The 23,268-nt window shown below is 67.0% G+C and carries 19 protein-coding genes; 8 read left to right on the forward strand and 11 right to left on the reverse strand.

From position 1 onward, the window contains the following. Positions 1-37 precede the first annotated feature (37 nt). Positions 38-1,243 carry an acetyl-CoA C-acyltransferase gene (locus tag LQ772_RS08700; protein ID WP_231325776.1) on the forward strand — a complete coding sequence of 402 codons (1,206 nt, stop codon included), beginning with the start codon at positions 38-40 and terminating at the stop codon, positions 1,241-1,243. 182 nt (positions 1,244-1,425) lie between these two features. Here LQ772_RS08700 and LQ772_RS08705 read toward each other — a convergent pair whose 3' ends face one another. The 3 genes from LQ772_RS08705 to LQ772_RS08715 all read right to left on the reverse strand — a co-directional run bounded on the left by LQ772_RS08705 (position 1,426) and on the right by LQ772_RS08715 (position 5,570). Continuing rightward, complete coding sequence (locus tag LQ772_RS08705) at positions 1,426-1,794, reverse strand: carboxypeptidase-like regulatory domain-containing protein (protein ID WP_231325777.1); 369 nt, start codon at positions 1,792-1,794, stop codon at positions 1,426-1,428. A gap of 400 nt (positions 1,795-2,194) precedes the next feature. Then, positions 2,195-2,578 (reverse strand): carboxypeptidase-like regulatory domain-containing protein, encoded by a 384-nt coding sequence (locus LQ772_RS08710; protein ID WP_231325778.1) that lies wholly within the window; start codon positions 2,576-2,578, stop codon positions 2,195-2,197. Positions 2,579-2,924: 346 nt separating this feature from the next. After that, positions 2,925-5,570, reverse strand: a complete 2,646-nt coding sequence (locus tag LQ772_RS08715; protein ID WP_231325779.1) for a M1 family metallopeptidase — start codon at positions 5,568-5,570, stop codon at positions 2,925-2,927. Positions 5,571-5,780: 210 nt separating this feature from the next. Between LQ772_RS08715 and LQ772_RS08720 the strand changes: the two genes are divergently transcribed. Together LQ772_RS08720 and LQ772_RS08725 are read left to right on the forward strand one after the other, a co-directional pair. Further along, a complete protein-coding gene (locus LQ772_RS08720) occupies positions 5,781-6,209 on the forward strand; it encodes an Sbal_3080 family lipoprotein (RefSeq protein WP_231325780.1) in 429 nt (142 codons plus the stop codon). A gap of 183 nt (positions 6,210-6,392) precedes the next feature. Further along, positions 6,393-6,815 (forward strand): hypothetical protein, encoded by a 423-nt coding sequence (locus tag LQ772_RS08725; RefSeq protein ID WP_231325781.1) that lies wholly within the window; start codon positions 6,393-6,395, stop codon positions 6,813-6,815. Positions 6,816-7,009: 194 nt separating this feature from the next. On the opposite strand, the gene LQ772_RS08730 is transcribed toward LQ772_RS08725, so the two are convergent. Then, the gene (locus LQ772_RS08730) at positions 7,010-8,011 is read right to left on the reverse strand and encodes a sensor histidine kinase (protein WP_231325782.1); all 1,002 of its coding nucleotides are present in this window, start codon (positions 8,009-8,011) and stop codon (positions 7,010-7,012) included. A 344-nt stretch (positions 8,012-8,355) separates the two neighbouring features. On the opposite strand from LQ772_RS08730, the gene scpC reads away from it, so the two are divergent. Next, a complete protein-coding gene (scpC, locus tag LQ772_RS08735) occupies positions 8,356-9,825 on the forward strand; it encodes a succinyl-CoA:acetate CoA-transferase ScpC (protein WP_231325979.1) in 1,470 nt (489 codons plus the stop codon). Positions 9,826-9,931: 106 nt separating this feature from the next. Here scpC and LQ772_RS08740 read toward each other — a convergent pair whose 3' ends face one another. Continuing rightward, positions 9,932-11,965, reverse strand: coding sequence for a hybrid sensor histidine kinase/response regulator (locus tag LQ772_RS08740; protein WP_231325783.1), 2,034 nt, complete (start codon positions 11,963-11,965; stop codon positions 9,932-9,934). Then, the gene (locus LQ772_RS08745) at positions 11,962-13,452 is read right to left on the reverse strand and encodes an ATPase domain-containing protein (protein WP_231325981.1); all 1,491 of its coding nucleotides are present in this window, start codon (positions 13,450-13,452) and stop codon (positions 11,962-11,964) included. The genes LQ772_RS08740 and LQ772_RS08745 overlap by 4 nt, the downstream gene beginning before the upstream one ends. A 219-nt stretch (positions 13,453-13,671) precedes the next feature. Between LQ772_RS08745 and LQ772_RS08750 the strand changes: the two genes are divergently transcribed. Then, positions 13,672-14,706 carry an NADP-dependent oxidoreductase gene (locus LQ772_RS08750; protein ID WP_231325785.1) on the forward strand — a complete coding sequence of 345 codons (1,035 nt, stop codon included), beginning with the start codon at positions 13,672-13,674 and terminating at the stop codon, positions 14,704-14,706. 10 nt (positions 14,707-14,716) lie between these two features. Here the strand turns inward: LQ772_RS08750 and LQ772_RS08755 are convergent, their stop codons facing one another. After that, positions 14,717-15,490 carry a CPBP family intramembrane glutamic endopeptidase gene (locus LQ772_RS08755; protein WP_231325787.1) on the reverse strand — a complete coding sequence of 258 codons (774 nt, stop codon included), beginning with the start codon at positions 15,488-15,490 and terminating at the stop codon, positions 14,717-14,719. A gap of 136 nt (positions 15,491-15,626) precedes the next feature. On the opposite strand from LQ772_RS08755, the gene LQ772_RS08760 reads away from it, so the two are divergent. Beyond that, a complete protein-coding gene (locus LQ772_RS08760) occupies positions 15,627-16,427 on the forward strand; it encodes a glucose 1-dehydrogenase (RefSeq protein ID WP_231325789.1) in 801 nt (266 codons plus the stop codon). A 90-nt stretch (positions 16,428-16,517) separates the two neighbouring features. Here LQ772_RS08760 and LQ772_RS08765 read toward each other — a convergent pair whose 3' ends face one another. Further along, the gene (locus tag LQ772_RS08765) at positions 16,518-17,855 is read right to left on the reverse strand and encodes a tyrosinase family protein (protein WP_231325791.1); all 1,338 of its coding nucleotides are present in this window, start codon (positions 17,853-17,855) and stop codon (positions 16,518-16,520) included. Positions 17,856-18,345: 490 nt separating this feature from the next. On the opposite strand from LQ772_RS08765, the gene LQ772_RS08770 reads away from it, so the two are divergent. Both LQ772_RS08770 and LQ772_RS08775 read left to right on the forward strand, forming a co-directional pair. Continuing rightward, on the forward strand, positions 18,346-19,752 hold the full coding sequence (locus LQ772_RS08770; protein ID WP_231325792.1) for an RAD55 family ATPase: 1,407 nt from the start codon (positions 18,346-18,348) through the stop codon (positions 19,750-19,752). Between the two features lies 1 nt (position 19,753). Then, positions 19,754-20,113 carry a response regulator gene (locus LQ772_RS08775; protein WP_231325794.1) on the forward strand — a complete coding sequence of 120 codons (360 nt, stop codon included), beginning with the start codon at positions 19,754-19,756 and terminating at the stop codon, positions 20,111-20,113. Between the two features lie 7 nt (positions 20,114-20,120). Here the strand turns inward: LQ772_RS08775 and LQ772_RS08780 are convergent, their stop codons facing one another. The 3 genes from LQ772_RS08780 to LQ772_RS08790 all read right to left on the reverse strand — a co-directional run bounded on the left by LQ772_RS08780 (position 20,121) and on the right by LQ772_RS08790 (position 23,111). Then, positions 20,121-20,534, reverse strand: a complete 414-nt coding sequence (locus tag LQ772_RS08780; RefSeq protein ID WP_231325796.1) for a VOC family protein — start codon at positions 20,532-20,534, stop codon at positions 20,121-20,123. Positions 20,535-20,776: 242 nt separating this feature from the next. Next, positions 20,777-22,465 carry an asparagine synthase B gene (asnB, locus tag LQ772_RS08785; protein WP_231325797.1) on the reverse strand — a complete coding sequence of 563 codons (1,689 nt, stop codon included), beginning with the start codon at positions 22,463-22,465 and terminating at the stop codon, positions 20,777-20,779. A gap of 262 nt (positions 22,466-22,727) precedes the next feature. After that, the gene (locus LQ772_RS08790) at positions 22,728-23,111 is read right to left on the reverse strand and encodes a SpoIIAA family protein (protein ID WP_231325798.1); all 384 of its coding nucleotides are present in this window, start codon (positions 23,109-23,111) and stop codon (positions 22,728-22,730) included. Positions 23,112-23,268 lie beyond the last annotated feature (157 nt).

The following is a 23,268-nucleotide window of genomic DNA, read 5'->3' on the forward strand; positions in this document are numbered from 1 at the left end:
GGCGCTTCAGACAAGCGCGACGCGACGGAGCAAAACGATGACCAAGCAAATCCAGGACGCCTACATCGTCGCCGCCACGCGCACGCCGGTCGGCAAGGCGCCGCGCGGCGTCTTCAGGAACACCCGCCCGGACGACATGCTCGCCCACGTGATCCGCGCCGTGATGGCGCAGGCGCCGGGCATCGACCCGCACCGCATCGGCGACGCCGTGATCGGCTGCGCCATGCCCGAGGCCGAGCAAGGCATGAACGTGGCGCGCATCGGCGTGCTGCTCGCCGGCCTGCCGCACACCGTGCCCGGCGTCACCATCAACCGCTTCTGCTCCTCGGGCCTGCAGGCCGTGGCCTACGCGGCGGACGCGATCCGCCTGGGCGAGGCCGACCTGATGCTCGCCGGCGGTACCGAGAGCATGAGCATGGTGCCGATGATGGGCCACAAGGTCGCGATGAACCCGGCGATCTTCGACAACGAGCACATCGGCATCGCCTACGGCATGGGCATCACCGCCGAGAACGTCGCCAAGCAATGGAAGGTCAGCCGCGAGGAGCAGGACGCCTTCGCCGCGCGCAGCCACGAGCGCGCGCTGGCCGCGCAGGCCGCCGGTGAGTTCAAGGACGAGATCACCCCGTTCCAGCTCGACGACCATTATCCAGACCTGGCCAATGACACGATCGTCACCGACAGCCGCGTCATCAGCCAGGACGAAGGCCCCCGCCCGGGCAGCACGCCCGACGTGCTGGCCAAGCTCAAGCCGGTCTTCCGCAACGGCCAGTTCGGTGGCAGCGTCACCGCGGGCAATTCCAGCCAGATGTCCGATGGCGCCGGCGCCGTGCTGATCGCCAGCGAGAAGGCCATCAAGGAATACAACCTGCAGCCGCTGGCCCGCTTCGTCGGCTTCGCCGTCGCCGGCGTGCCGCCGGAGGTGATGGGCATCGGTCCCAAGGAAGCGATCCCGCTGGCGCTCAAGCGCACCGGCATCAGTCGTGAGCAGCTCGACTGGATCGAGCTCAACGAAGCCTTCGCCGCCCAGGCGCTGGCCGTGATGAAGGATCTCGAGCTTGACCCGGCCAAGGTCAACCCGCTGGGCGGCGCCATCGCGCTCGGTCACCCGCTCGGTGCCACGGGTGCCGTGCGCGTGGCGACGCTGGTGCACGGCCTGCGCCGGCACAAGCAGAAGTACGGGATGGTCACCATGTGCATCGGCACCGGCATGGGCGCGGCGGGCATCTTCGAAGCGCTCTGACGGACTTCCCTCGCCGGGAGGAGCCGCCACCGTTGTAGGAGCGCTTGGCCGCGACCGCGGTTCGGGTGATCGCCACCTCGGACACTTGGTTCGCGCCCAAGGGCGCTTCTGACAAAAAAAGCCAGCGCCTTGCGGCGCTGGCTTTTCGTTTCGCCGGACGCCTGGACGCCCGGCTCGACGCCTTACTGCTGGCCGGTGGCCGACGCCTGACCGTCGAAGTCCACCTTGATGCCGCGACCCACCACCACCGGCACGTTGACGTGCTTGGCGACCGGCTGGCCGTTCTCCGACAGCGTCACCGTGTAGACGCCGATCGGCAGCGCACGGATCGCGTAGCGGCCCTTCTCGTCAGCCTGGACCTCGCGCTGGGTGCCGGTGGTCGTGCTCTTGGCCAGGACAGTGCTGCCGGCCGGCGCGTTGCCGAACACTTCGCCGGCCGTGGCCTGCGCGTGGACCGCGGCGGAACCCGCCATGCCGAACAATGCGACGGCGGCGGCCGCCACGAAGCCACGACGGATCGAACCCGTTTTGATCGAGTGGAGCTTGCTCATGGGTTTTTCCTTCTTTTCGTTATCGATGTGGGGAGAACCGCGGGCCGCCAGGGGTTTGGCGGTGTGCCCGCGGATCGTGCGGATGGCTTCGGCCGGCGCTCGACGAGCCACCAACCACACCCTCCGCAGCCGCGCACCAGGCATGCGCCTCCGTGCGGCGTGCGCAGCGTACTCGATTGCCGGGAGCGGCCGAAGGGTAAGAAGTCACCCCGGCGGAAGAAGATCCACCACAGGCTTGCACCGGCGCAGCCGTAGTGGACGGTGGCGTTCCCGCCCATTCCCGTGGAAAGAGCAGGCCAGGTCCATGCCGACGCCCGGTCGCATAAAAAAGCGCCCGGCGTTTCCGCGCCGGGCGCCAGATGCCTTGCGTATCGTCGACGCCCTTGCCGGGGCCCCTTCGTTAGTTCGCCGCGACCTCCGAGCACCGTCCATGGACACAACCAAAATCCACCCTGGAACCGGTGTCCACGAGCACCTGCACATTCGGGTGCATGACCGTAGGCTGGCCGTTGTCGAGCACCGTGACCGAATAGATGCCTACCGGCACCCAGCCCATCCGATAGAGGCCCCGGTCATTTGCGCGGATCGTGCGATGGATGCCGATCTCGGGACTGCTGACCAGCACGGTGGCACCCGCGGGCGCCCTGCCGAATACCCTGCCCGTCGTGATCTCGTTGGCCGAAACCGTAGCGGAGCCCAGTGCACCGAAGACGCCAACGACCGCCAGCGCCAAGGCCCCCGCCGCAAGGCGGCGGTGTATGCGGATTGCAGAGCATGCGTTCATGGGGATACCTGCTTCTCATCGACGTGGGGGACCCATGAGCGGCCAGGGGTTTGGCTTATCGCTCATGAGGTTTCGGACGGTCCGCCTGCCACACGCACGGATGATCGCCTGCCACAGGCACCGCCCACGGCCGTCCCATTGATGAAGGAGCCATCCATCAGACGGCGCGATCAGCGTATGCCGACCATGGCGATCGGATAGGGCCAGAGGTCATGCCGTGGAAGGGATTTTCGTCAAGGTCCGATCAAGGCAGCCGATCACCCGCCAGCGTGGCTGGGGTCCCCGCGGCACGCAAAGAAAAAGGCCCCGCCATGCGGGGCCTTCCTCTCTCACCGACCCGGCAGGATCAGCCGGCGTGCTTGTCCAGCCACGCATCGATTTCCGACAGGCGATCCTTGCGGATCATCATGCGGTACTTGATGTTCGCGACCACCTGCTCGGCCACGCGGCGCGAGGTCGGCGCGATGTATTTCTGCGCGTAGTCCTGGATCTTCTGGATCATCTCCGGCTTGGTCGAGCTCGCGCCCAGCACCGGGTAGTAGCGGCTGCTGGAGGTCGAATCGACCAGCTTGTTGACCTGCTCGCGGTGGGCCACGGCGAAGTCGAACGCCATCTCCGGATGGTAGAAGCCCACCGCACGGATCATGCCCGCGCTGTTGGTCGCACCCGGCTCGTCGGTGAGTGCCAGGTCGAGCGCACGCTGGGCCAGCGCATCGTTCTCGGGGATCGAGAGCATGCTGTAGAGCTGGTCCTTGATCAGCGGCGTGGTCTCGGACTTCGCCTGGGCGTGCAGCTGGTCCCAGGTCGACTGGTCCGCCTTCTGCGCGACGATCGCGGTGATGGTCTTGCGCAGCGCCACCGGCACGGCGTTCGGATCGGTCTTCTGCGCGGCGAAGCGGCGGCGGGCCTCGTTGATCACCTGCTCATCGCCCAGGTCCGCCATCACGCCGATCAGCGTCTGGCGCAGGTTGGCGGTCGGCGCGCTCTCGTCCGGCTTGGCCTCCCAGCCGATCTTGGCGAACACCGGCTGCAGCTGGCCCAGTGCAAACGTGCGCAGGCGCTGCTGGCGGGCCTGGTCGCCGCGGTAGTAGTTGTCCAGCGCCGAGAGGTAACCGGCCACCTCGGACCACACCTGCGGGTCGGCGTCGGCCGGGGTCGCGGTGATCAGCGCCAGCACGTTGGACACCGGCTCGTTGCCGGCCATGCCCAGCGCCCAGGTGTCGCCCAGCAGGCCGAGCTGGTCGATCGGCGCCAGCTTGGCAAACTGACCCTTCAAGGCGTCGAAGTTGTTCTGCGCGTAGAGCGTGCGGTAGTAGCCGGTCTGGCCGGCGTTGACCAGCACCGGGCCACATCCCGGCACAGTCATCGTGGCCTTGCCGTCGACAACCATGCGCACCGGCTCGCCGCCGACCGTCTGGGCGATCACCGGCACGTGCCAGCGAAGCGGCTTCTTCTCCGGCCGGTCACGGGTGAACTCGCCCTGGCGCAGCGCAATGCTGGTCTTGCCATTGGTGCACGCGGCCGCGCGCACCTCGAGCATCGGAATACCCGGCTGCAGCGTGAAGTCGTGCGCGATCTGCGTGATCGGCTTGCCGGCCGCGGCCTGCACCGACTTCCACAGGTCGTCCGACACCGTGTTGCCGTGCTCGTGCGCCTTGATGTAGTTGCGGACGCCGGTGCGCCAGGCCTCTTCGCCCACGTAGCCTTCCAGCATGTGGATCACCGCCTCGCCCTTGGAATAGGTGATCGCGTCGAACGCCTGGCTGGCCTGCTCCACCGTCTCCACGTGCTGCACCACCGGATGCGTGGTGACGACCGAATCCTGGCTCATCGCGCCTTCGCGCACGCCGACCGCGTCCAGCTCGGTGTGCCATTCCGGGTGCAGCTTCTGGGTGGTACGCGCCGCCATCCACGAGGCGAAGCCCTCGTTGAGCCACAGGTCGTCCCACCAGCTCATCGTCACCAGGTCGCCGAACCACTGGTGCGCCATCTCGTGCGCGGCGACATTGAACACGCGTTCCTTGTCCCGCTGCGTGGAGATATGCGGGTTCATCAGCAGCGAATACTCGAAGGTGAAGATCGCGCCCCAGTTCTCCATCGCCGAGAAGAACTGGCTCTGGCCCGGCGCCGCGATGTTGTCCAGCTTCGGCAGCGGGTACGGCACGCCGAAGTAGTCGTTGTATTCCTTCAGCACCAGCTTGGACGAATCCAGCGCGAACTGCGCCTGGTCGATCATGCCCTTCTGCGTGATCACGCCGATCTCGGTGCCTTCGGCGTCGAGCGTCGCGCGCTCGAAATCACCCAGGCCGAAGAACAGCAGGTACGTCGACATCTTGGGCGACTGGCCGAAGTGCACCTCGGTCATACCGTTGCCGAGGTCCTTCTTCGAAGCGATCGGCAGGTTGCTGACCGCCATCTCGCCGGTCGGCACGGTGGCAGTCAGGGTGAAGGTGGCCTTGTAGTTCGGCTCGTCCCACGACGGGATGAAGCGGCGCGCGTCGGAGTTCTCGAACTGCGTGTACAGCGCACGCTTCTTGCCGGCCTTGGTGTCGTAGTCCAGCGCGAACAGGCCGTTGGCCTGGGTGCCGATCTTGCCGGCGTAGGTCATCGCCAGGCGATAGGTGCCCGCGGGGATCGGATGGTCGAAGGTGAAGGTCGCGGTCTGCGCCTTCCCGTCCACCGCGATCTTCGGCGCGGCAAACGCCATCTTGCCCTTCTCCGCCGTCAGCGACGCCTTGGAGAAGGTCAGGTCCGCTGCATTGAGCGTGATCGAACTGGTCGGCTTGACCACCGTCAGGGTGATCGTCACCTGGCCATCGAACGTCATCTTCTCCGCATGCGGCGTCACCGCCACGTCGTAGTGCGACGGCACCACCCCTCGCGGCAACTGCGTCGTCGCCTCCCTCACCTCGGCCGCCGAAGCGACCCCCAACGGAGCCATGGAAAGCCCGGCCAGGGCCAGGCAGATTGCGGTGGAGAGGTGACGGCGCATAGGGGTCCTTGTGGGATGAGCGGAGCGACGGGGCGTACGAACGACACCCCAGGGGTGACGAACGGCACAGAGCCGCGCGAGTGTTGCCCGAGTGGGCGGCGGCGGGACACGGCCGGAAGTCATGGGGTGCGCCCTCGACCAGTTTCCCTGGGCCACTTTGCGGGGCGCTATGCTCGCCAGGCATTCAACCAAAGGACCAGGGGGTCAGGAATGAAGCTCATCTTCCCGGCAATTGCCGTACTCGTGCTTGGCGCATGTACCAGCGTCAAGGTCAAGCCAGTCGATAGTCATGCGGCAATGGATCACGTGTGCATCAGCAACAATCCGGCGGTCAAAGTGGACGACTTCGTCTTGGTGATGCAGGACGGATTTCAGCGGCATGGGGTCGCTGCCGAGGTCTTTCTGAATGACCCGCCCTCTTCGTGCGAATACATCGTGGACTACACCGCTTTGCGGTCGTGGGATTTCAAGCCGTATCTCTCCCATGCAGAGATCCGCATCACCCAGCACGGCCGCCTCGTCGCCTCGGCGACGTATCACCTGAACGGGAAAGGTGGGTTCGACATGGGCAAGTGGCGAGGAACCAAAGCAAAGATCGACCCGGTCATGGACGAGCTGCTCGCCGGATTCCACTCGTGAGCGCAGAGCTTGAAGCGCTGCAGAAAACCCTGCGCGCGTTCGCTAGGGAGCGCGACTGAGACCAGTTCCACTCGCCCAAGAATCTTGCCGCAGCCCTCTCCGTCGAGGCCGCAGGGCTGCTGGAACACTTCCAATGGACGAGCGAAGAACAAAGCCGGGCGCCGGGCGACCGATGGTGAACTGGTGTATGCAGCCGACCGCGTCTATCAATCGGATAAAGGATGCGCCACGGATATGCTTCGACGTTGGCTGACCGGTCTTGTGGCGGCTTCCCTTTCGCTGTCAGCTTCGGCGCAGTTCTGGCACGACCGCTCGGGCAAACCCATTCCGGAGACGGAGGCGATGAAGTCGCGTGACGGTCTGGGCGCGGCGCTTCTGATCACGCCCGACAAGGACTGGCAGGCCAAGTGGAACACGGCGCCCGAGACCACACCTCACTTCGATCAGACGCGGGAGGTACGGCCGGGCGGTGCACTGTTCATCCTTACGTTCGTGTCCAACGTGAAAGTGGATCCGGCCTCGGGGATGACCGACATCACCTGCGACTTTGCCGTGGTGCGGCCCGACGGAACGGATTCGGTCCGGCAGCAGGATCTGCCTGCCTGAAGATCCGACCCGGCGATCCTGGCAACGTCTATCTGTCGAACGCGTCGATGACGTACACGGATGATCCGGGTGACCCGCGCGGGGTCTGGCAGGTCACCGTCACGGTGAAAGATCACGTCCGCAACATATCCATTCCCCTGCACAGTTCTTTTGTCGTGCACTAGCCGATCGGCGGCCAGCGTCGCCTGCAAGGATCAACCGTCGGTACTGACGGCCGTGAGCACTACCGCGGCAGGCTTGATCGGCAGCAACACCTTGACGCCATGTCCGTACTCGCGGGGCATCGCCTGGACCGTTCCGCCCAGGTGCGAGGCGAGTAGTTGCACGAGCCGTGTGCCCAGGCCGTCCTTCTTTGAAGGCGGGACGCCCACGCCATCGTCTTCCACACTCAGGACAACGCCTGCGGCGGTCAATTCCAACGTGATCTGCACGGTGCCGCCCTGCCCGTCCGGAAAGGCGTACTTGAAGGCGTTGGTGACAAGCTCGTTGGCGATCAGGCCGATGGACACGGCCACCGGCGCATCCACGAACATGGGAGTGGCCAGGACGCGCACGCGGATCGGGCGCACGTCGCGCAGAAGTTCGGCCAGGCCGTGGCCGAGCGCCCGCAGGTAGGCGGCCACTTCCACCTCGCCGTGCTTGCCGGATTTGCGCAGGCGCTCCTGGGCTTCGGCGATCACGCGCACGCGCGCCACCGCTGACTCGAGCGCCTCACGCGCATGCGCGTCGGTCTGGCGCATCGCCTGCAGGTTGAGCACCGAGGAGATCATCATCAGGTCGTTGCGGGTGCGGTGCGCCAGTTCGTCCAGCAGCAGCGAGGTTTCCGCCTCCGCGTCGAGCAGCTTGCAGACGGCCGAGCGCAGCGCTTCGATCAGCCACGCGGTGGCGCAGCCGACCGAGACGTACAGGACGATGAAAAGCATCTCCGTCGGCTGCGGCGCGGATCCATCCCGCAGCAGGTCTATGACGTCGTCGCCAAGGGCGGCGCTAAGGAGCGTCGCGAAGAGCCCGGCGGGACGTCCGAAAAACAGCGCCGACACGAACACGACCGGCAGGAACGGCAGGTAGCGGTGCAGCGCGGGGCGATACATGTACTCGAACAGCAGGACCGCGAACACCAGCCCGAGCGTCACGACGTAGCCCACGGCGGCCGGAGGCCGCTTGCGGGACAGTACCCTGACGATCAGGTTTTCCATGCGCCGCCACCTACGTCACGACGCAAGGTATGTGACTTCAACGTTAGCCGTCCGCGCAGGATTCGTTAATAAATCGATAAAGCTCTTGGGGGGCCTTGCTACAGGCGGCAAGGTAGCGCGGGGTCCCGGTCGCTGCCGTTCCGGTACCGCGCCAGTGTCGGGCCCAGGAGGATCCGAACGCGTGCAAGATGTTCGTCACGCTCGCGGCGGACCATCGAATCCAGCGCACACATATCCGCCGCAGCGACGGGCGTAGCGTGCCCCTTCGCCTCAACAGCAGTTGCGAGGAGACGACGGTGAACGACGGACAGCGGATCCAGTATGCGCGTCTGCGTGGGAAGGTGATGGGCGCCGACCAGGCGGCACGCTTCATCGCGCCGGGCAGCGCGGTGGGGATGAGCGGTTTCACCGGTTCGGGCTATCCCAAGGCGGTGCCGATGGCGCTGGCGGCGCGCATCGAGGCCGAGCATGCGGCCGGGCGGCCGTTCCGCGTCCGGGTGTGGACCGGAGCGTCGACCGGGCCGGAACTGGACGGCGCGCTGGCGCGGGCCGAAGGCATCGAGTTCCGCCTGCCCTACAACTCCGATCCGCTGGTGCGCGAGCAGATTAATTCCGGACGCATGGAGTATTTCGACCTGCACCTGAGCCAGGTCGCGCCAATGGCTTGGCAGGGATTCCTGGGACCGCTGGACACGGCGGTGATCGAGGTCAGCGGCATCACGGCGGACGGGGCGCTGGTGCCCTCGTCCTCGGTGGGCAACAACAAGACCTGGATCGACCAGGCGCGCCAGGTGATCGTGGAGGTCAACCGCTGGCAGAGCGCGGCGCTCGATGGCATGCACGACATCTACTACGGGACCGCGCTGCCGCCCAACCGCGTACCCATTCCGATCGTCCGGCCGGGCGACCGCATCGGCGAGCCGTATCTGCGATGCGATCCGGACAAGGTGGTCGCCGTGGTGGAAACCGATGCGCCGGATCGCAACCTGCCCTTTCGGGCGCCGGACGCGGCTGCCCGCGCGATTGCCGGCCACCTGCTCGAATTCCTGCGCCACGAGGTGAAGGTCGGGCGGCTGCCTCCCGCGCTGCTGCCGATCCAGTCGGGCGTGGGCAACATTCCCAACGCGGTGCTGGGAGGCCTGCTCGAGAGCCCGTTCGAGCGCATGAATGCCTATACCGAGGTGATCCAGGACGGCATGCTCGACCTGCTGGCGGCCGGCCGGCTGGGCGTGATCTCGGCAACCGGTTTCTCGCTCAGCCCGGAGGCGGCGGCCAGCTTCAACGCGAACGTGGCCCGCTATCGCGACCACATCCTGCTGCGGCCGCAGGAGATCAGCAATCACCCGGAGGTGATCCGCCGGCTCGGTTGCCTGGCGATGAACGGGCTGATCGAGGCGGACATCTACGGCGCGGTCAACTCCACCCACGTGATGGGCTCGCGCATCCAGAACGGCATCGGCGGCTCGGGCGATTTCGCACGCAACGCCTACATCTCGATCTTCATGACGCCTTCGACCGCCAAGGATGGGCGCATCTCCGCGATCGTGCCGCAGGCCAGCCACGTCGACCACATCCCGCAGGACGTGCAGGTGATCGTCACCGAGCAGGGGTTGGCCGACCTGCGCGGCCTCTCGCCCAAGCAGCGTGCGCGCTTGATCATCGACCGCTGTGCGCACCCCGACTATCGCCCCGCGCTGGCCGATTACTTCGAGCGCGCACGGGCGCATGCCTATGGACAGCAGTCACCCTCGCTGCTGACCGAGGCACTGTCCTGGCATCAGCGCTACCTGGACACCGGCAGCATGCGGGCCTAGCGCCAGCGCCCGCGAGGCCAGCGCTCCGGCGCGCGTATCACATACCGGTGGGGTGGTCGCAGCGTAATGTCCTCGACTACCCAGAGGAGGCCTGCCGTCGGAAGGATCACCCCTCCAGCGTGCCCACAGTGATGGCGGCGGAGGCGGACGGCATAAGCTCCTCCAGCGCGGCCGCGATGTCGGCCTGGCGGAAAGGCTTGGCCAGGCGCGACAGCCCGCGGGTGTCGTCCGCATGACCGCTGTAGCCGGTGATGAGCAGGACGGGCAAGGCCGGTTGCACGCGGCGCAGTCGGCGCGCGAGTTCCGCGCCATCCATGCGCGGCATCTTGTAGTCGGTCACGACCACGTCGATCTGCAGGCCATCCTGGAGTTTTTCGAGAGCTTCGCCTGCGCCGCCGACCTCCACCACGCGGTGGCCGAGTTCACGCAGCATCGCAGCCGTGCCATCGCGCACCAGCTGTTCGTCGTCGACGAGGAGCACATTGAGGGCACGAGTAGGCGTACGGAGTCGTTCCGGCTGCGTCTCGCGCCTGATCGATGCCGTGGCTCCGGATGCCTTGGGCAGCCACAACTCCACGCGAGTGCCCTTGCCGGGCGTACTGGAGATGGCAAAGTGCCCACCGAGCTGACCGGCCAGCCCGTGCACCATCGACAGGCCCAGGCCGGTGCCGCGGCCGGTTTCCTTGGTCGAGAAGAACGGCTCGATGGCACGCGCCAGGGTCTGCTGGTCCATGCCGGTGCCCGTATCGGTCACGGACACGCGCACGTATTCACGCTGGGGCAGTTCCGACTGTTCCGGGCCCGGCGCCACCACATCGGCCGCAATGGTGAGCGTGCCGCCCTTGGGCATGGCGTCGCGCGCGTTGACGCAGAGGTTGAGCAGCGCCAGCTCCAACTGGTTGGGATCGGCCACGGCCTGTGGCAGGTGGGACGGGCAGACCGTGTGCAATTCGATGGTCGATCCGACCGAACTCCTGATCAGGTCGTGCATGCCCTCCAGCAGCCTCTCCAGATCGACGGCCTGCGTCTGCAGGGTCTGGCGCCGCGCAAAACCCAGCAGCCGCTGCACCAGGGTCTTCGCACGCTCGGCCGATTGCAGGGCGCCGTCGATCAACCGGCCGGCACGAGCGTCCGCATCGGCGAAGCGCCGCTGCAGCAGGTCCAGCGCGCCGGTGATCGGCATCAAGAGATTGTTGAAGTCGTGCGCGACGCCGCCGGTGAGCTGGCCGATGGTTTCCAGCTTCTGCGCTTCGTGCAGCTTGACCAGCGCTTCCTGGCGGGCGGCGGTTTCTTCGCGCACGCGCTGCTCGAGTGTCGCGGTGAGCTCGCGAAGGGAGTGCTCCGTCGCCCGCTGCTCGGTCACGTCGGTATGCACGCCGACCCATTCGTGGATCACGCCTTCGCGGTCGAATGTCGGGATCGCCCTTACGCTGAATGTCCGCCAGTCTCCATTGCGCACGCGCACGCGCTGTTCGCAACGGTAGGCCCGCTTTTCGGCGACCGCAGCCGCCCAGGCGCCGAGCGTCGGATGCACGTCGTCCGGGTGCAGGGCCGCGGCCCATCCGTTGCCGACATAATCGACCAACGTCTGCCCGGTCAACGCGCTCCATCCTGGCTGGTCGCCCACCATCTCGCCTTGCGCATTGGTGGTCCACAGCACTCCCTGCACCGCCTGGATCGCCGCGCGGAAGCGTTGCTCGCTCTCGTACAGGGCGGTCAGGCGCTCCCGCGCCTCGTACTGCCGGCGCCGGCCCCGCAGGGCGGCCTGCGCAAGGCTGACCAGCGTGGTCGGGTGGAACGGCCGCTCCAGGAACGTGACGTTACCCAGCACGGTAAGCAGGCGGCCGGCCGCCGGGTTGCGCTCGATTCCGCCGCGGCTGGTCACCAGGATGAAAGGGAAATCGGACCATTGCGGCTGCGCCTCGAGCCACGCGGAGAGCGCATGCAGGTCGCCTTCGAGCAGGCTCTCCTCGGTCACCAGCGCGGTGCCGGCACCCGCGGCCATGCCCTCCACCAGCGTCTTTAGCGACGCGCAGGAAAGCCAGCGCAACCCGGCTTCGGCCAGGATGGCTCCGGCGACCTGTGCGTCGCGTCCCCGCGGCGCCAGGATCAGGATGCGTTCGGAAAGGTGCGGGATCACGACGGGTCCGGCATCAGCCGCCGCTCGGGCTCGGCGCCGGTCATGCTCGGCACGCCGCGCAACACGCCCTGGAACTGGGTCAACGGTTCGCCCAGCTGGAGGCCGCCAGGTCCGAGGCGGTATTCACGGATGGTGTCCTCGTGCGCGCTCGCGCGCTTCTTCACCACCGAGATTGCGCGGCGCACTCGTCCGGCGGCCTCGAAATAGCGCAGCAGCACGACCGTATCGGCCAGGTAGGTGACGTCCACGGGGGACTTCATGTCGCCGACCAGTCCGTGCTGGGCCACGGTGAGGTACGCCGTGGCCCCGCGCCGGTTGAGGTATTGCAGAAGCTCGTGGACGTGAAGCACCAGCGCCTGCTCTTGCGGCATCGCGGCCTGGTAGCCGTTGAGGCTGTCGATGGCCACGGTGCGCACGCCGGCATCCACGTGGTGGCGCACGCGCGCGGAGAACTCGCCCGGCGTCATCTGCGCCGCGTCCACCTGCTCGACCACCAGTTGGCCGGCATCGATCATGCGCTGCATGTCTATCCCCAGGCCGAGCGCCCGCTGGACCAGCAAGGGCCGTTCCTCGTCGAAGATGAACATGGCGGCGCGCTCGCCCCGCTCGACGGCTCCGACAAGGAGGGTCAGCGTAAGCAGCGACTTTCCGGTTCCCGCCGGCCCCAGCACCAGCACGCTCGATCCGCGCTCGATGCCGCCCCCGAGCAGCGCGTTGAGCCCGGGCACCGGGGAAGGCACCACGTCTCGAGAAAAACCTTCACCGTGTTCGCTGGAGACTAGCCGCGGATAGACCTGCACGCCGCCGGAACGGATCACGAAATCGTGGTGACCGCCGCGGAACTGGCGGCCCCGGTACTTGAGGACACGCAAGCGACGGCGCTCGGCACCGTAGTCCGGCGAAAGCTCTTCCAGGCGCAGGACGCCGTGCGCGACGCTGTGTACCGTCTTGTCGTTGCTCTCGCTGGTGAGGTCGTCCAGCATCAGCACGGTGGCCTTGGCCTGGGCGAAGTAATGCTTGAGCGTCAGTATCTGGCGCCGATAGCGCAGCGAGCCCTGCGCAAGCAGGCGGATTTCCGAGAGGCTGTCGATCACCACCCGGTCCGGATTGATCCGTTCGAACACTTCGAAGATCCGGCTGGTGGTTTCGCCAAGCTCCAGGTCGGAGGAATACAGCAGGCTTTGCTGCTGTGCTTCGTCCAGAAGGTTTTCCGGCGGCACGAGTTCGAAGACGTCCACGCCGTCGATCGACCATCCGTGCGACTTGGCGGTGGCGCGCAACTCGTCCTCGGTTTCGGACATGGTCACGTAGAGCACCCGCTCCCCGGCATCCCTGCCCGCCAGCAGGAACTGGAGACCGATGGTGGTCTTGCCCGTACCCGGGCTGCCCTCGAGCAGGAACAGCCGGCCTCTCGAGAGGCCGCCATTCAAGACATCGTCGAGGCCCGTTACTCCCACGGATAACTGTTCTGTCAAACGACCCTCCAGGACGTAAACCCGAAAAAGAAACCAAAGTCATACCACAGGCAGGCTGCAGGTGAAGCAAAGGCGCCGCACGCCTGCTGGGGCCCGTGTCCGATGGCTCGAAACGTTGCCAGCGACCGGCCTGTCTTCCACGCGGAGGCCACGGCGCATGGCCCATGGTTGCCCGCGAACCGCGATTTTCACACACGCTTCCGGCACGACAAGCCGTGACAAGGCATCCCCATGGCTACCCTTTCCAGCGCCAATCGCCAGATCACCCTCGCCTCCCGCCCGGTCGGCGCGCCGACCGCCAGCGATTTCGGACTGATTGAGCAGCCGGTGAGCGCTCCCGGCGACGGCCAGGTGCTGTTACGCAATCTTTACCTCTCGCTTGATCCCTACATGCGCGGGCGCATGAGCGATGCGGAGTCGTACGCCGCGCCGTTGGCGGTGGGCGATGTGATGGTCGGCGGCACCGTCGCGCGGGTGGCGTCCTCCCGGCATCCGGACTGGCGGGCTGGCGACCTCGTGCTGGCCTACGGCGGCTGGCAGGACTACGCGCTGTCGGACGGCCGGGACTTGAATCGGCTGGACCCGGGCATGGCGCATCCCTCGCTGGCGCTGGGCGTGCTGGGCATGCCGGGGTTCACCGCGTACATGGGGTTGCTGGACATCGGCCAGCCCAAGCCCGGCGAGACGGTGGTGGTGGCCGCAGCCAGCGGTGCGGTGGGCTCCGTGGTGGGGCAGATCGCAAAACTCAAGGGTTGCCATGTCGTAGGTATCGCCGGCGGCAACGAGAAGTGCGGCTACGTGGTGGACGAGCTGGGCTTCGACGCCTGCGCCGACCACCACGCCGAGGGTTTCCCACAGCAGCTGGAGGCCGCCTGCCGCCAGGGTATCGACGTCTATTTCGAAAGCGTGGGCGGCGCGGTGTTCGACGCGGTGCTGCCGCTGCTCAACACCAAGGCGCGCGTGCCGCTGTGCGGGCTGATCGCGCACTACAACGATACCGAGCTGCCTCCCGGCCCCGACCGGCTGGGTCTGCTCATGCGCACGCTGCTGACCAAGCGCATCAGGATGCAGGGCTTCATCATCTTCGACGACTACGGGTCACGCTTCGGCGAGTTCCTGGCGGCCATGGGCGAATGGGTCCGGCAGGGGAAGATCAAGTACCGCGAGGATGTGGTCGAAGGCCTGGAGAACGCGCCGCGTGCCTTCATCGGCATGCTCGAGGGGCGGAACTTCGGCAAGCTGGTGGTACGCATCGCCGAGGAATAAGCGTGGGCGGTCAGCGCGTGGTTGGCTGCGTCCCGGCACGTCGCACCGCCAGCATCACCAGCGGGAACATCAGCGCGGTGATTGCCATGGCGGCGTAGTCGAACCGCGCGCCTTCGATGACATGCTCCAGCCGGGGTACGCCCCGGCCGTCGAAACCCGACATGAAGCGGTAGCAGACATTGCTGCCCCAATGGATGCCGATGCTCATCCACAGCGTGCCGGTCTTGAGCACGGTCCAGGCGAGCGAGAGGCCGAGGATGGCCGAGAACAGCAGGTTGCCCGGGTCGATGCCCTCGTTCCAGCTGTCGTCCAGCGCATAGACCAGCACGGTGAGCGGTACGTACCAGCGCATGAACCCGAAACGACGGCAGAAGGCCAGGCCGTAACCGCGGATCATCAGGTCGTTGATCGCCGAAGCGAAGAACATGGCGAACAGGGCCTGGCCCAACAGCGGCAGCGCGAAGCCGATATCGCGCCAGCCCACCACCTCGAATTTGCCCATGGCGAGGAGGACCAGGTTCTTCAGCGCCCAGATGCCGAAGCCGATGGCGAAACCGGTCCACAGCCAGCGCGACCAACCGCCCGGCCGGCCCAGGCCCAGCGGCTCGGCACGGGTGATTCCCAGCCCATGGCGGCACACGATGAAGACGAGCACGAAGAAGCCCGCGACGTACGCCAGCCACACCGGCACCGCCACGCCGACCAGCCGGCGCACGAGGTTGACGTACAGGTCCAGCGCAACGAAACCCAGCAACCAGGCAAGGATGGCGAGGGGTTGTCTCATCGGGGTATCCGCAGCGGCATGCCGCTCACTCGCGGCGGCGCATGGTAATACGCCGACGGGCGCAAGCGACGCCCGCATCACGAGTGCGGATACAGGCTCGGGCCTTCGCTCATCCGCTGATCTGCAGGGATTCCTCATGACCCAGGCCCCCGCCATCCACGACCACGACGCACGGCCGCTCAGCGAACGCGTGGTGCTGGTCACCGGCGGCGCCCAAGGCATCGGGCGCGGCATCGCCCAGGCGGTGCTGGGCGCGGGCGGGCGGGTGATGATCGGTGACCTGGACAAGGAGGCCGGCCTCGCCTGCCTGGCCGAATGGGACGTCGGCGCGCGCGCTGCCTTCACGTTGCTGGACGTGGCGCGCGAGGCCAGCGTGCAGCGCTGGGTGCAGGCGGCGCTCTCGCGGTTCGGACGCATCGACGGCCTGGTCAACAATGCCGGCATCGCCGATCCGCATCGCGCGCCGCTCGCATCGCTGTCGCTGGCGGACTGGAACCGCTACCTCGCCACCAACCTCACTGGCACCTTCCTCTGCAGCAAGCACGCCCTGCCCGCGCTGGCCGAAGCCACCGGCGCGATCGTCAACATCGCCTCGACCCGCGCGCTGCAATCCGAACCGGACACCGAGGCCTACGCCGCGAGCAAGGGCGGCATGCTGGCCTTCACCCATGCGCTGGCGGTCAGCGCCGGGCCATCGGTACGGGTGAACGCGATCCTGCCGGGGTGGATCGCCACGGACGCGTGGCAGAAGCCCGCCGAGCGCCACGCGCCGAGGCTCAGCCGCAAGGACCATACGCAGCACCCTGCCGGCCGCGTGGGCACGCCGAGGGATATCGGCGCGCTGGCGGTCTACCTGTTGTCCGCGCAATCGGCGTTTGTCACCGGCCAGCACTTCGTGATCGACGGTGGCATGACGATCAAGATGCAGTACGCCTGACGTGCGCGACGGGCGCCGCACCTGGCGGCGTCCGTCGCGAGCAGCTCTCGTGGTCCGGATTGCGCGCCGGGCCACCGGCGCGCCACGCGGTCACATCGAGGGGTCGGCCTCGACACGGAACCCGTCGACCTTCATCACCACGCCTTTCGTCGGGTGCCGGCTGCCATCGACACGCACGAAGGACACGCTGAGCTTGTCCAGGTTGTCCGGCCAGATCCTCTGCAGCACCTCGGTCGCCGGGAAGACCAGCCGCACGCCGTGGCCGTGCGATGTCGCCGTGCCAGCCATGTCCGACATGCCATGCATGCCCTTCATGCTCGCCTTCATCTGCGCCACGCTGATCTCGAAAGCGCCCACCGAACCCAGCAGATAGGCGCCGGCGGCCTGGCCGGTACCAGGCTGCGCGGGCAGGTTGAGATAGACGTTGTAGAAGTAACCGCCCTTGTGGCCAAGGCCGGTCAGGTGCACACCATCGAGGACCACGCGCACCGGGCCGTTCTCCGTGGAACCGGCGGTCGGCCGCAGCATGAGCGAACGCACGCGGGCGGCATCGGTCGCACCAAGCGCCACGTCGACATTCAGGGACTGCTCGTCGAGCGACAGCGCGCGCGACTTGCCGAACGGCACGCTCACGCGGGTGGCAGGACGCAGCGGCGCGCCACTGGTGGCCATCGCACTGGCGGCCATCACGGAGCTGCTGGACTGGCTGGGCATGGTTTCGTTGTCATATTGGTAACCGAGGTAGCTGGTGGTATCCGCGGTCCACACCCGCGGCATCCCGTCCACGGCCGGCCCGTAATAGAGGTCGCCCGACCAGTAGGTATTGGTCGTCAGGGGCTCCTTGCGCCCGCCGCCGGCCTTGAGCCAGGCGACCCAGAGGCGATCGATGTTCGCGTGGTGGACCCAGAACACCGGATCCCTGGGCGAGATCCTGATCGAGGCCATCGAGCCGCCGATCAGGTTGTGGACCAGGTTGTGCGGGCGCGACTCCACGATGGTCTCGAACGCGTGCGACTTGCCCCGCTGGAAGCGGATGACGGTATCGGCGAAGGCGTCGTAACTGAGCGCACCGGTGACGTCGGTGCCGGTGCGGTCGCTGCGGTACAGCGGCGAGGAAGGATCCAGGAACTCCGGCGGGATGCTCGGCGAGTCGTAGTAATTCCAGTACGGCAGCACCAGGCTGGGATCTCCGGAAATCTCCTTCAGCTTCGCTTCGAAGCGATGGAGGAAACCGCGATGCCACGCCAGGAAGTACGACACGCCGTGGGGGCAATTGGCACGATGCGTCTCGACCCAATACGCCCAGCTGTTCGGGTTGGTGCTGTCCTTGACGACCTTCATCGCGGCGACCGCGTTGTAGAAGGACTGCAGCTGGGGAGTGAGGCAGAACACCGGCCAGCTGGGCCGCACGCTCAAGGTGGTGGACATGGCCACGCGTGGCAACAGCGGGACCAGTGCCAGCGAAAGCGAAGACTGAAGAAAACGCCTTCTGGAAATCATGATCTTCTCCGTGGAGACCTAAGGACCTCGCGCCCGGCCGGCGCAACATCCAGGTCGGCCGAACGGTCGTGGGACGAGGCCCATGACACGCAATCAACGTCTGTGCTTCGGGCGTGAGGCACGCAAAAACGGCAGCCGGGCATCTGCGCCGCACACTGCCGTTTCCTCATCGCCCGGGCTCCTGCCTTTGGGGGCCCGCGCAGTGAATAGCTGGACGCGTCAATGGGCAGTCAACGGGACTGCCGAACCCGCCCGGCGCGGGATCAGCACGGCATGCGGGCACGGCCGGAATGCCGCGATCCGAGCGCGGCCGGAGCGGTGCTTGCCCAAGAAACCTTGCCTGCGGCTACCATGCACAGTTCGTCTACGCCGGTACGCCGCGTACGGTTCCCCGGGCAGGCACATAGTGGAGCGGATAGTGATCGAAAAATTCTCGACCGGCATCGAGGGGCTGGACCAGCTGACCGATGGCGGTTTTCTCCGCGGCTCGGCCTATATCGTCCAGGGGCCGCCCGGAGCGGGCAAAACGATCCTGGCCAACCAGTTCTGCTACGCCCACGTGCGCGCAGGCGGACGTGCGCTCTACATGACGCTGCTGGCCGAATCGAGCTCGCGGATGCTCGCCTACGTCAGCCAGATGGACTTTTTCGAGGGCAGCGCGCTGCCCGACGCGATGCAGTACATCAGCGGATATGGCGTGCTCGAGCGCGAAGGCCTGCCCGGACTGCTCAAGCTGGTCCAGCACGAGCTCAAGCGACACCGCGCCACCGCGATGGTGCTCGATGGCACGTTCGTGGCCCAGTCGGTCGCCTCGGAACAGGAGTTCCGCGCGTTCATCCATGCATTGCAGGGCGTGGCGGGAATGGCCGACGCCGTGCTGGTCATGCTCACCCACCAGAACCGCGATTCCAGCTGTCCCGAACACACCATGGTGGACGGCTGGATCGAGCTGAGCGACGAGACGCAAGGTTTTCGCGCCTACCGCACGATCCAGGTCAGGAAACACCGCGGCGCGGCAATTCTCCCGGGCAAGCACCGCGTGCGCATCACAGGGGAAGGCGTGGCGGTGTTCCCGCGCGTCGAAAGCGCACTGGAAGCGGCGCCCGCCGCCCGTGCCGAGGCCCATCGCGTGACCTCCGGGCACGAAGGGCTGGACACGCTCCTGCAAGGTGGCCTGCCGGCCGGTTCGGCCACGTTGCTGGTGGGACCCACGGGTGCGGGCAAGACCACGCTCGGCTTGCACTACCTCTCGTTGTCCAGTGCGCAGGAGCCGGGGCTGATGTTCGGCTTTTACGAAACGCCCGCGCACCTGCTCCAGAAGGCGCGCAGCATCGGCCTGGACCTGGACACGCCGCTCGACGACGGAACGCTGGAAATTTCATGGCTGCCGCCGGCGGAGAACATCGTCGACGAACTGGTGCGCGACATCGTCAGCCGCGCCCGCGCGCGCAAGGCCAAGCGCGTCTTCGTCGACGGCCTGGTGGCGATCCGAGACAGCCTGGTGATTCCCGAGCGCATGCCCTACGTGATCAACGCGCTGAGCATGCAACTGGGCGCGATCGGCGCGAGCGTCGTCTACACCTCGGAGATCCCGGAGCTGCAACTGGACCAGGCGATGATGCCCAGCGACGAGTTGTCGGCGATGGTCGACAACGTGCTCCTGCTCAACACCGGGCGGCGCGGGCATGCGTTCCGGCGCTACCTGTCGGTGATCAAGCTGCGCGACAGCGATTTCGACCCGCGCACGCACGAGTTCCACGTCAATGCCCGCGGCATCGCCTTCGGACCGGACCCCAGGGTTGCCGAGTCCCGGGAAGCAGGCTGACATGCTGCGCGTACTTCTGGTCGAGGACGAACCCGACGTCTCCCTGGTAGCCGCCACCGTGCTGGAGGAGGCGGGCTACCACGTGACCGTCGCCTCCGACGGGTGCGAGGGCCTGGAGATCGCGCTGCAGGAACTGCCCGAGCTCGTCGTCACCGACTTCATGATGCCGTGCCTGAGCGGTTTGGAGATGATCGAGCGCCTGCGCGGGGCCGGCTACGAGCATCCGATCATCCTCACCACGGCCATCCCTGAAGAGCATCTTCCCCGCCAACCGGGCTACGACGCCTACCTGGCCAAGCCCTATGGCACGCGCGCGCTGCTGACGCTGGTCGAAGCCTTCCGCGTGCAGCTGGGCCGCTAGCGGTCCGCTAGTCGCAATTGACCATCCAGGCGATGCCGTAGCGATCGGTGAGCATGCCGAAGCGGGCCGCGAAGAAGGTCGGCCCGATCGGCATCTCGATGCGCCCGCCTTCGGCCAGTTCGGCGAACACGCGCTCGGCCTCTTCCACCGTCGGCGCAGCGAAAGCGAGCGAGAACCCGCGCGGCGCTTCGCTGGGCATGTCCGGCATGCCGTCGGAGGCCAGCATCAGCGGTTGGCCTTCGCTGCCAAGGCTGGCGTGCATGATCTTCTGGTCCCAGCCCGCGGGTGCGTTGGCCGCCATCGGCGACCCGGCGAAGCGGTGCAACTCGAGAAACCCGACGCCGCCGCCGAGGCAGGCGGCGTAGAAGGACAGCGCTTCCTCGCAACTGCCGTTGAAGTAGATGTAGGGGAGCAATGCCATGTTCCTGGCCTCAGGCGGAAAGGCAAAGCGTAAGCCGGGCGCGCGCCGTCGAGCCAGTGCATCGATCTCAGCAGTGCGCCCTGTATGCGACTCTTTCGCGGGTCTGGCATGGCGTCGCGCACGAATGCGCTCCTGCAAGGGTCGATGGGACAGTCGGCGATCCAGTGCATCCAGATTGAGGAGCGCACCGGTTCGCGGCCGCTGAGCCCAGACCCGCATGGCGCTCGCGCACGGGCGCGCTGCTACGAGGTGGCGAGGGGAAGGGGCGACAAGGATTGGGTGTGTATGCCGTGCACGGCACGTCCGGACGGGTCGGCGCTGCCGGCGAAGGCCGGGTCCCACGCCAGCGCCGCCGGCGAGGAACAGGCGATCGACTTGCCGCCGGGAACGGTTGCCGCGCAGGCCTCGCCCGGGAAGAACTTCTCGAACAAGGCGCGGTAGAGATAGGCTTCCTTGGTTGCCGGCGTGTTGTGCGGCCAGCGTGCGGCCGCGGCGGCCAATTCGCGGTCGCTCACCGCTTGTTCGGCGTACGCCTTGAGCCCGTCGATCCAGCCATAGCCGACGCCGTCGCTGAACTGCTCCTTCTGGCGCCAGAGGATGGCGTCGGGCAGTACGCCGACGAAGGCTTCGCGCAGCACCGCCTTCTCGATGCGACCGTGTCCGGCCATCTTGTGGCGTGCATCGAAGGCCATGGCCGATTCGACGAAGGCCAGGTCCAGGAACGGCACGCGCGCCTCCACGCCCCAGGCCATCATCGCCTTGTTCGCCCGCAGGCAGTCGTAGCGGTGCAGCGCGTCGAGCTTGCGCACGGTTTCCTCGTGGAAGGCTTGCGCCGAAGGCGCCTTGTGGAAGTAGAGATAGCCGCCGAACAGTTCGTCGGAGCCCTCGCCCGAGAGCACCATCTTCACGCCCATCGCCTTGATGCGCCGGGCCAGCAGGAACATCGGCGTGGAGGCACGCACGGTGGTCACGTCGTAGCTCTCGATGTGGCGGATCGTTTCCGGCAATGCGTCCAGTCCTTCCCAGAAGGTGTAGACGAAACCGTGATGCACGGTACCCAGCGCTTCGGCGGCCAATTGCGCGGCGGCGAGGTCCGGCGAGCCCTCCAGCCCGATCGCGAAGGAGTGCAGGCGCGGCCACCAGGCTTCGCTCTGGCCGCCGTCCTCGACGCGTTCGCGGGCGAAGCGCGCGGCGCAGGCGGCGACCAGCGAGGAATCCAGCCCGCCGGAGAGCAGCACGCCGTAAGGCACGTCGGACATGAGCTGGCGCTGCACCGCCTGTTCCAGCGCCACGCGCAGATCGCCCGGCGCCCTGCCCTGCGTCGCCGCGTACTCGCGCCACGGGCGCTGGTAATAGCGGCGCAGCTCACCGCTGGCGCTGTCGTAGACATGTCCGGGCGGGAACATGGTCACATCGGCGCACACGCCCGCCAGCGCCTTCATCTCGGAGGCCACGCACAGCCGGCCGGCCGCATCATGGCCCCAGTAGAGCGGGCACACGCCGAGCGGATCGCGTGCGACGAGGTAGCGTTGCGCGACGCCGTCCCACAGCGCGAAGGCGAAGATGCCGTTGAGGCCGGCGATCCACTCGGCCGGGTCCGCGCCATCACGGTAGAGCGCGTTGATCACCTCGCAATCCGAACCCGTGGTGAAGTCATAGCCACTGCCCAGGCGCAACTCGCCGTGGTTGTAGATCTCGCCGTTGACCGCCAGCGCCAGCGCGCCATCGCGCGAACGCAGCGGTTGCGCGCCGCTGGCCGGATCGACGATCGCCAGGCGCTCGTGCACCAGGATCGCCCCGGCATCGATGAACACGCCGGACCAGTCCGGCCCGCGGTGGCGCTGGCGCTGCGAAAGCTCCAGCGCCTGCCGGCGCAGCGCGGCCAGGTCGTCACCCGGTGCAAGATCGAACATCCCGAAGATGGCGCACATGATTTGTCTCCCTCGCGTTTTCCATGACCCGAAAACGACGAAGGCCCGCACGGGGCGGGCCTTCGTCGCGTAGTTGTTGCTCGAACTTGCGGCTACGCGCCGGCCCCCTTGTGCAGGCGACGATTATTGTTCGAGCGGTTGTCCAGGGCCGGCCGCACGCGTGCCGCGCAGGGCGCGGTGGCGAAGACGGAATGCGTGGTCGGCATGGACATGGCGCGAGTGGAGCAGGATTTCACAAGGCGCGCAAGCGGGTGTCTGCCGTTCAGGCGTGGTGTTCGCGGAACGATTCGCTGATCCAGGCCTTGGCTTCCATCAACTGGTCGTTGCGGTACAGGCGGAACTCGCCCGGCACGGTGAAACCCATGGTGCGTGCCACCAGCCGCAGCCAGTTGACGTCGGTGACCAGCGCGATGCGCTCCCAGCCGCTCCAGTGGCGAAAGCCCAGTTTGGTGTCGTCCCACATGGCGCCGGGCTCGAAGCCGGTGAAGTCGGGACCGACGTGGTAGAGCAGGCGCAATTTGCGGTTGAGCGCGAAGGCGGCCTCCACGTCCGGCACGAACACGTTCTCGTAGTCGGCCGCGGTCACCTTGCCGCGCGCGGTGAAGCCCAGCGCGCCGGCGGGGAGGTCGGTCATCTGCTCGATCATGGGGTGTCTCCGCGTGGTCGGAACTCCATCCAAGCGCGGCGGGCGCGGCTATGCAAGCTTGGGTGCGTGAAAGCCCGGTTCGGCGGCAACGCTGCAATGGCCCGCTTGCGGGCGATGTTCCTGGCGGAAGATAAAAGACCGACGCCGCAACCGGGCC

This window comes from Frateuria edaphi (genome assembly GCF_021117405.1).
Lineage (GTDB): Bacteria > Pseudomonadota > Gammaproteobacteria > Xanthomonadales > Rhodanobacteraceae > Frateuria_A > Frateuria_A edaphi.

What these genes read in the sequence shown, in the direction of transcription:
- LQ772_RS08700 (WP_231325776.1), top strand. Translation starts at nt 38, where the DNA reads ATGACCAAGCAAATCCAGGACGCCTACATCGTCGCCGCCACGCGCACG.
- LQ772_RS08705 (WP_231325777.1), bottom strand. Translation starts at nt 1,794, where the DNA reads ATGAGCAAGCTCCACTCGATCAAAACGGGTTCGATCCGTCGTGGCTTC.
- LQ772_RS08710 (WP_231325778.1), bottom strand. Translation starts at nt 2,578, where the DNA reads ATGAACGCATGCTCTGCAATCCGCATACACCGCCGCCTTGCGGCGGGG.
- LQ772_RS08715 (WP_231325779.1), bottom strand. Translation starts at nt 5,570, where the DNA reads ATGCGCCGTCACCTCTCCACCGCAATCTGCCTGGCCCTGGCCGGGCTT.
- LQ772_RS08720 (WP_231325780.1), top strand. Translation starts at nt 5,781, where the DNA reads ATGAAGCTCATCTTCCCGGCAATTGCCGTACTCGTGCTTGGCGCATGT.
- LQ772_RS08730 (WP_231325782.1), bottom strand. Translation starts at nt 8,011, where the DNA reads ATGGAAAACCTGATCGTCAGGGTACTGTCCCGCAAGCGGCCTCCGGCC.
- scpC (WP_231325979.1), top strand. Translation starts at nt 8,356, where the DNA reads ATGGGCGCCGACCAGGCGGCACGCTTCATCGCGCCGGGCAGCGCGGTG.
- LQ772_RS08750 (WP_231325785.1), top strand. Translation starts at nt 13,672, where the DNA reads ATGGCTACCCTTTCCAGCGCCAATCGCCAGATCACCCTCGCCTCCCGC.
- LQ772_RS08755 (WP_231325787.1), bottom strand. Translation starts at nt 15,490, where the DNA reads ATGAGACAACCCCTCGCCATCCTTGCCTGGTTGCTGGGTTTCGTTGCG.
- LQ772_RS08760 (WP_231325789.1), top strand. Translation starts at nt 15,627, where the DNA reads ATGACCCAGGCCCCCGCCATCCACGACCACGACGCACGGCCGCTCAGC.
- LQ772_RS08765 (WP_231325791.1), bottom strand. Translation starts at nt 17,855, where the DNA reads ATGTCCACCACCTTGAGCGTGCGGCCCAGCTGGCCGGTGTTCTGCCTC.
- LQ772_RS08775 (WP_231325794.1), top strand. Translation starts at nt 19,754, where the DNA reads ATGCTGCGCGTACTTCTGGTCGAGGACGAACCCGACGTCTCCCTGGTA.
- LQ772_RS08780 (WP_231325796.1), bottom strand. Translation starts at nt 20,534, where the DNA reads ATGGCATTGCTCCCCTACATCTACTTCAACGGCAGTTGCGAGGAAGCG.
- asnB (WP_231325797.1), bottom strand. Translation starts at nt 22,465, where the DNA reads ATGTGCGCCATCTTCGGGATGTTCGATCTTGCACCGGGTGACGACCTG.
- LQ772_RS08790 (WP_231325798.1), bottom strand. Translation starts at nt 23,111, where the DNA reads ATGATCGAGCAGATGACCGACCTCCCCGCCGGCGCGCTGGGCTTCACC.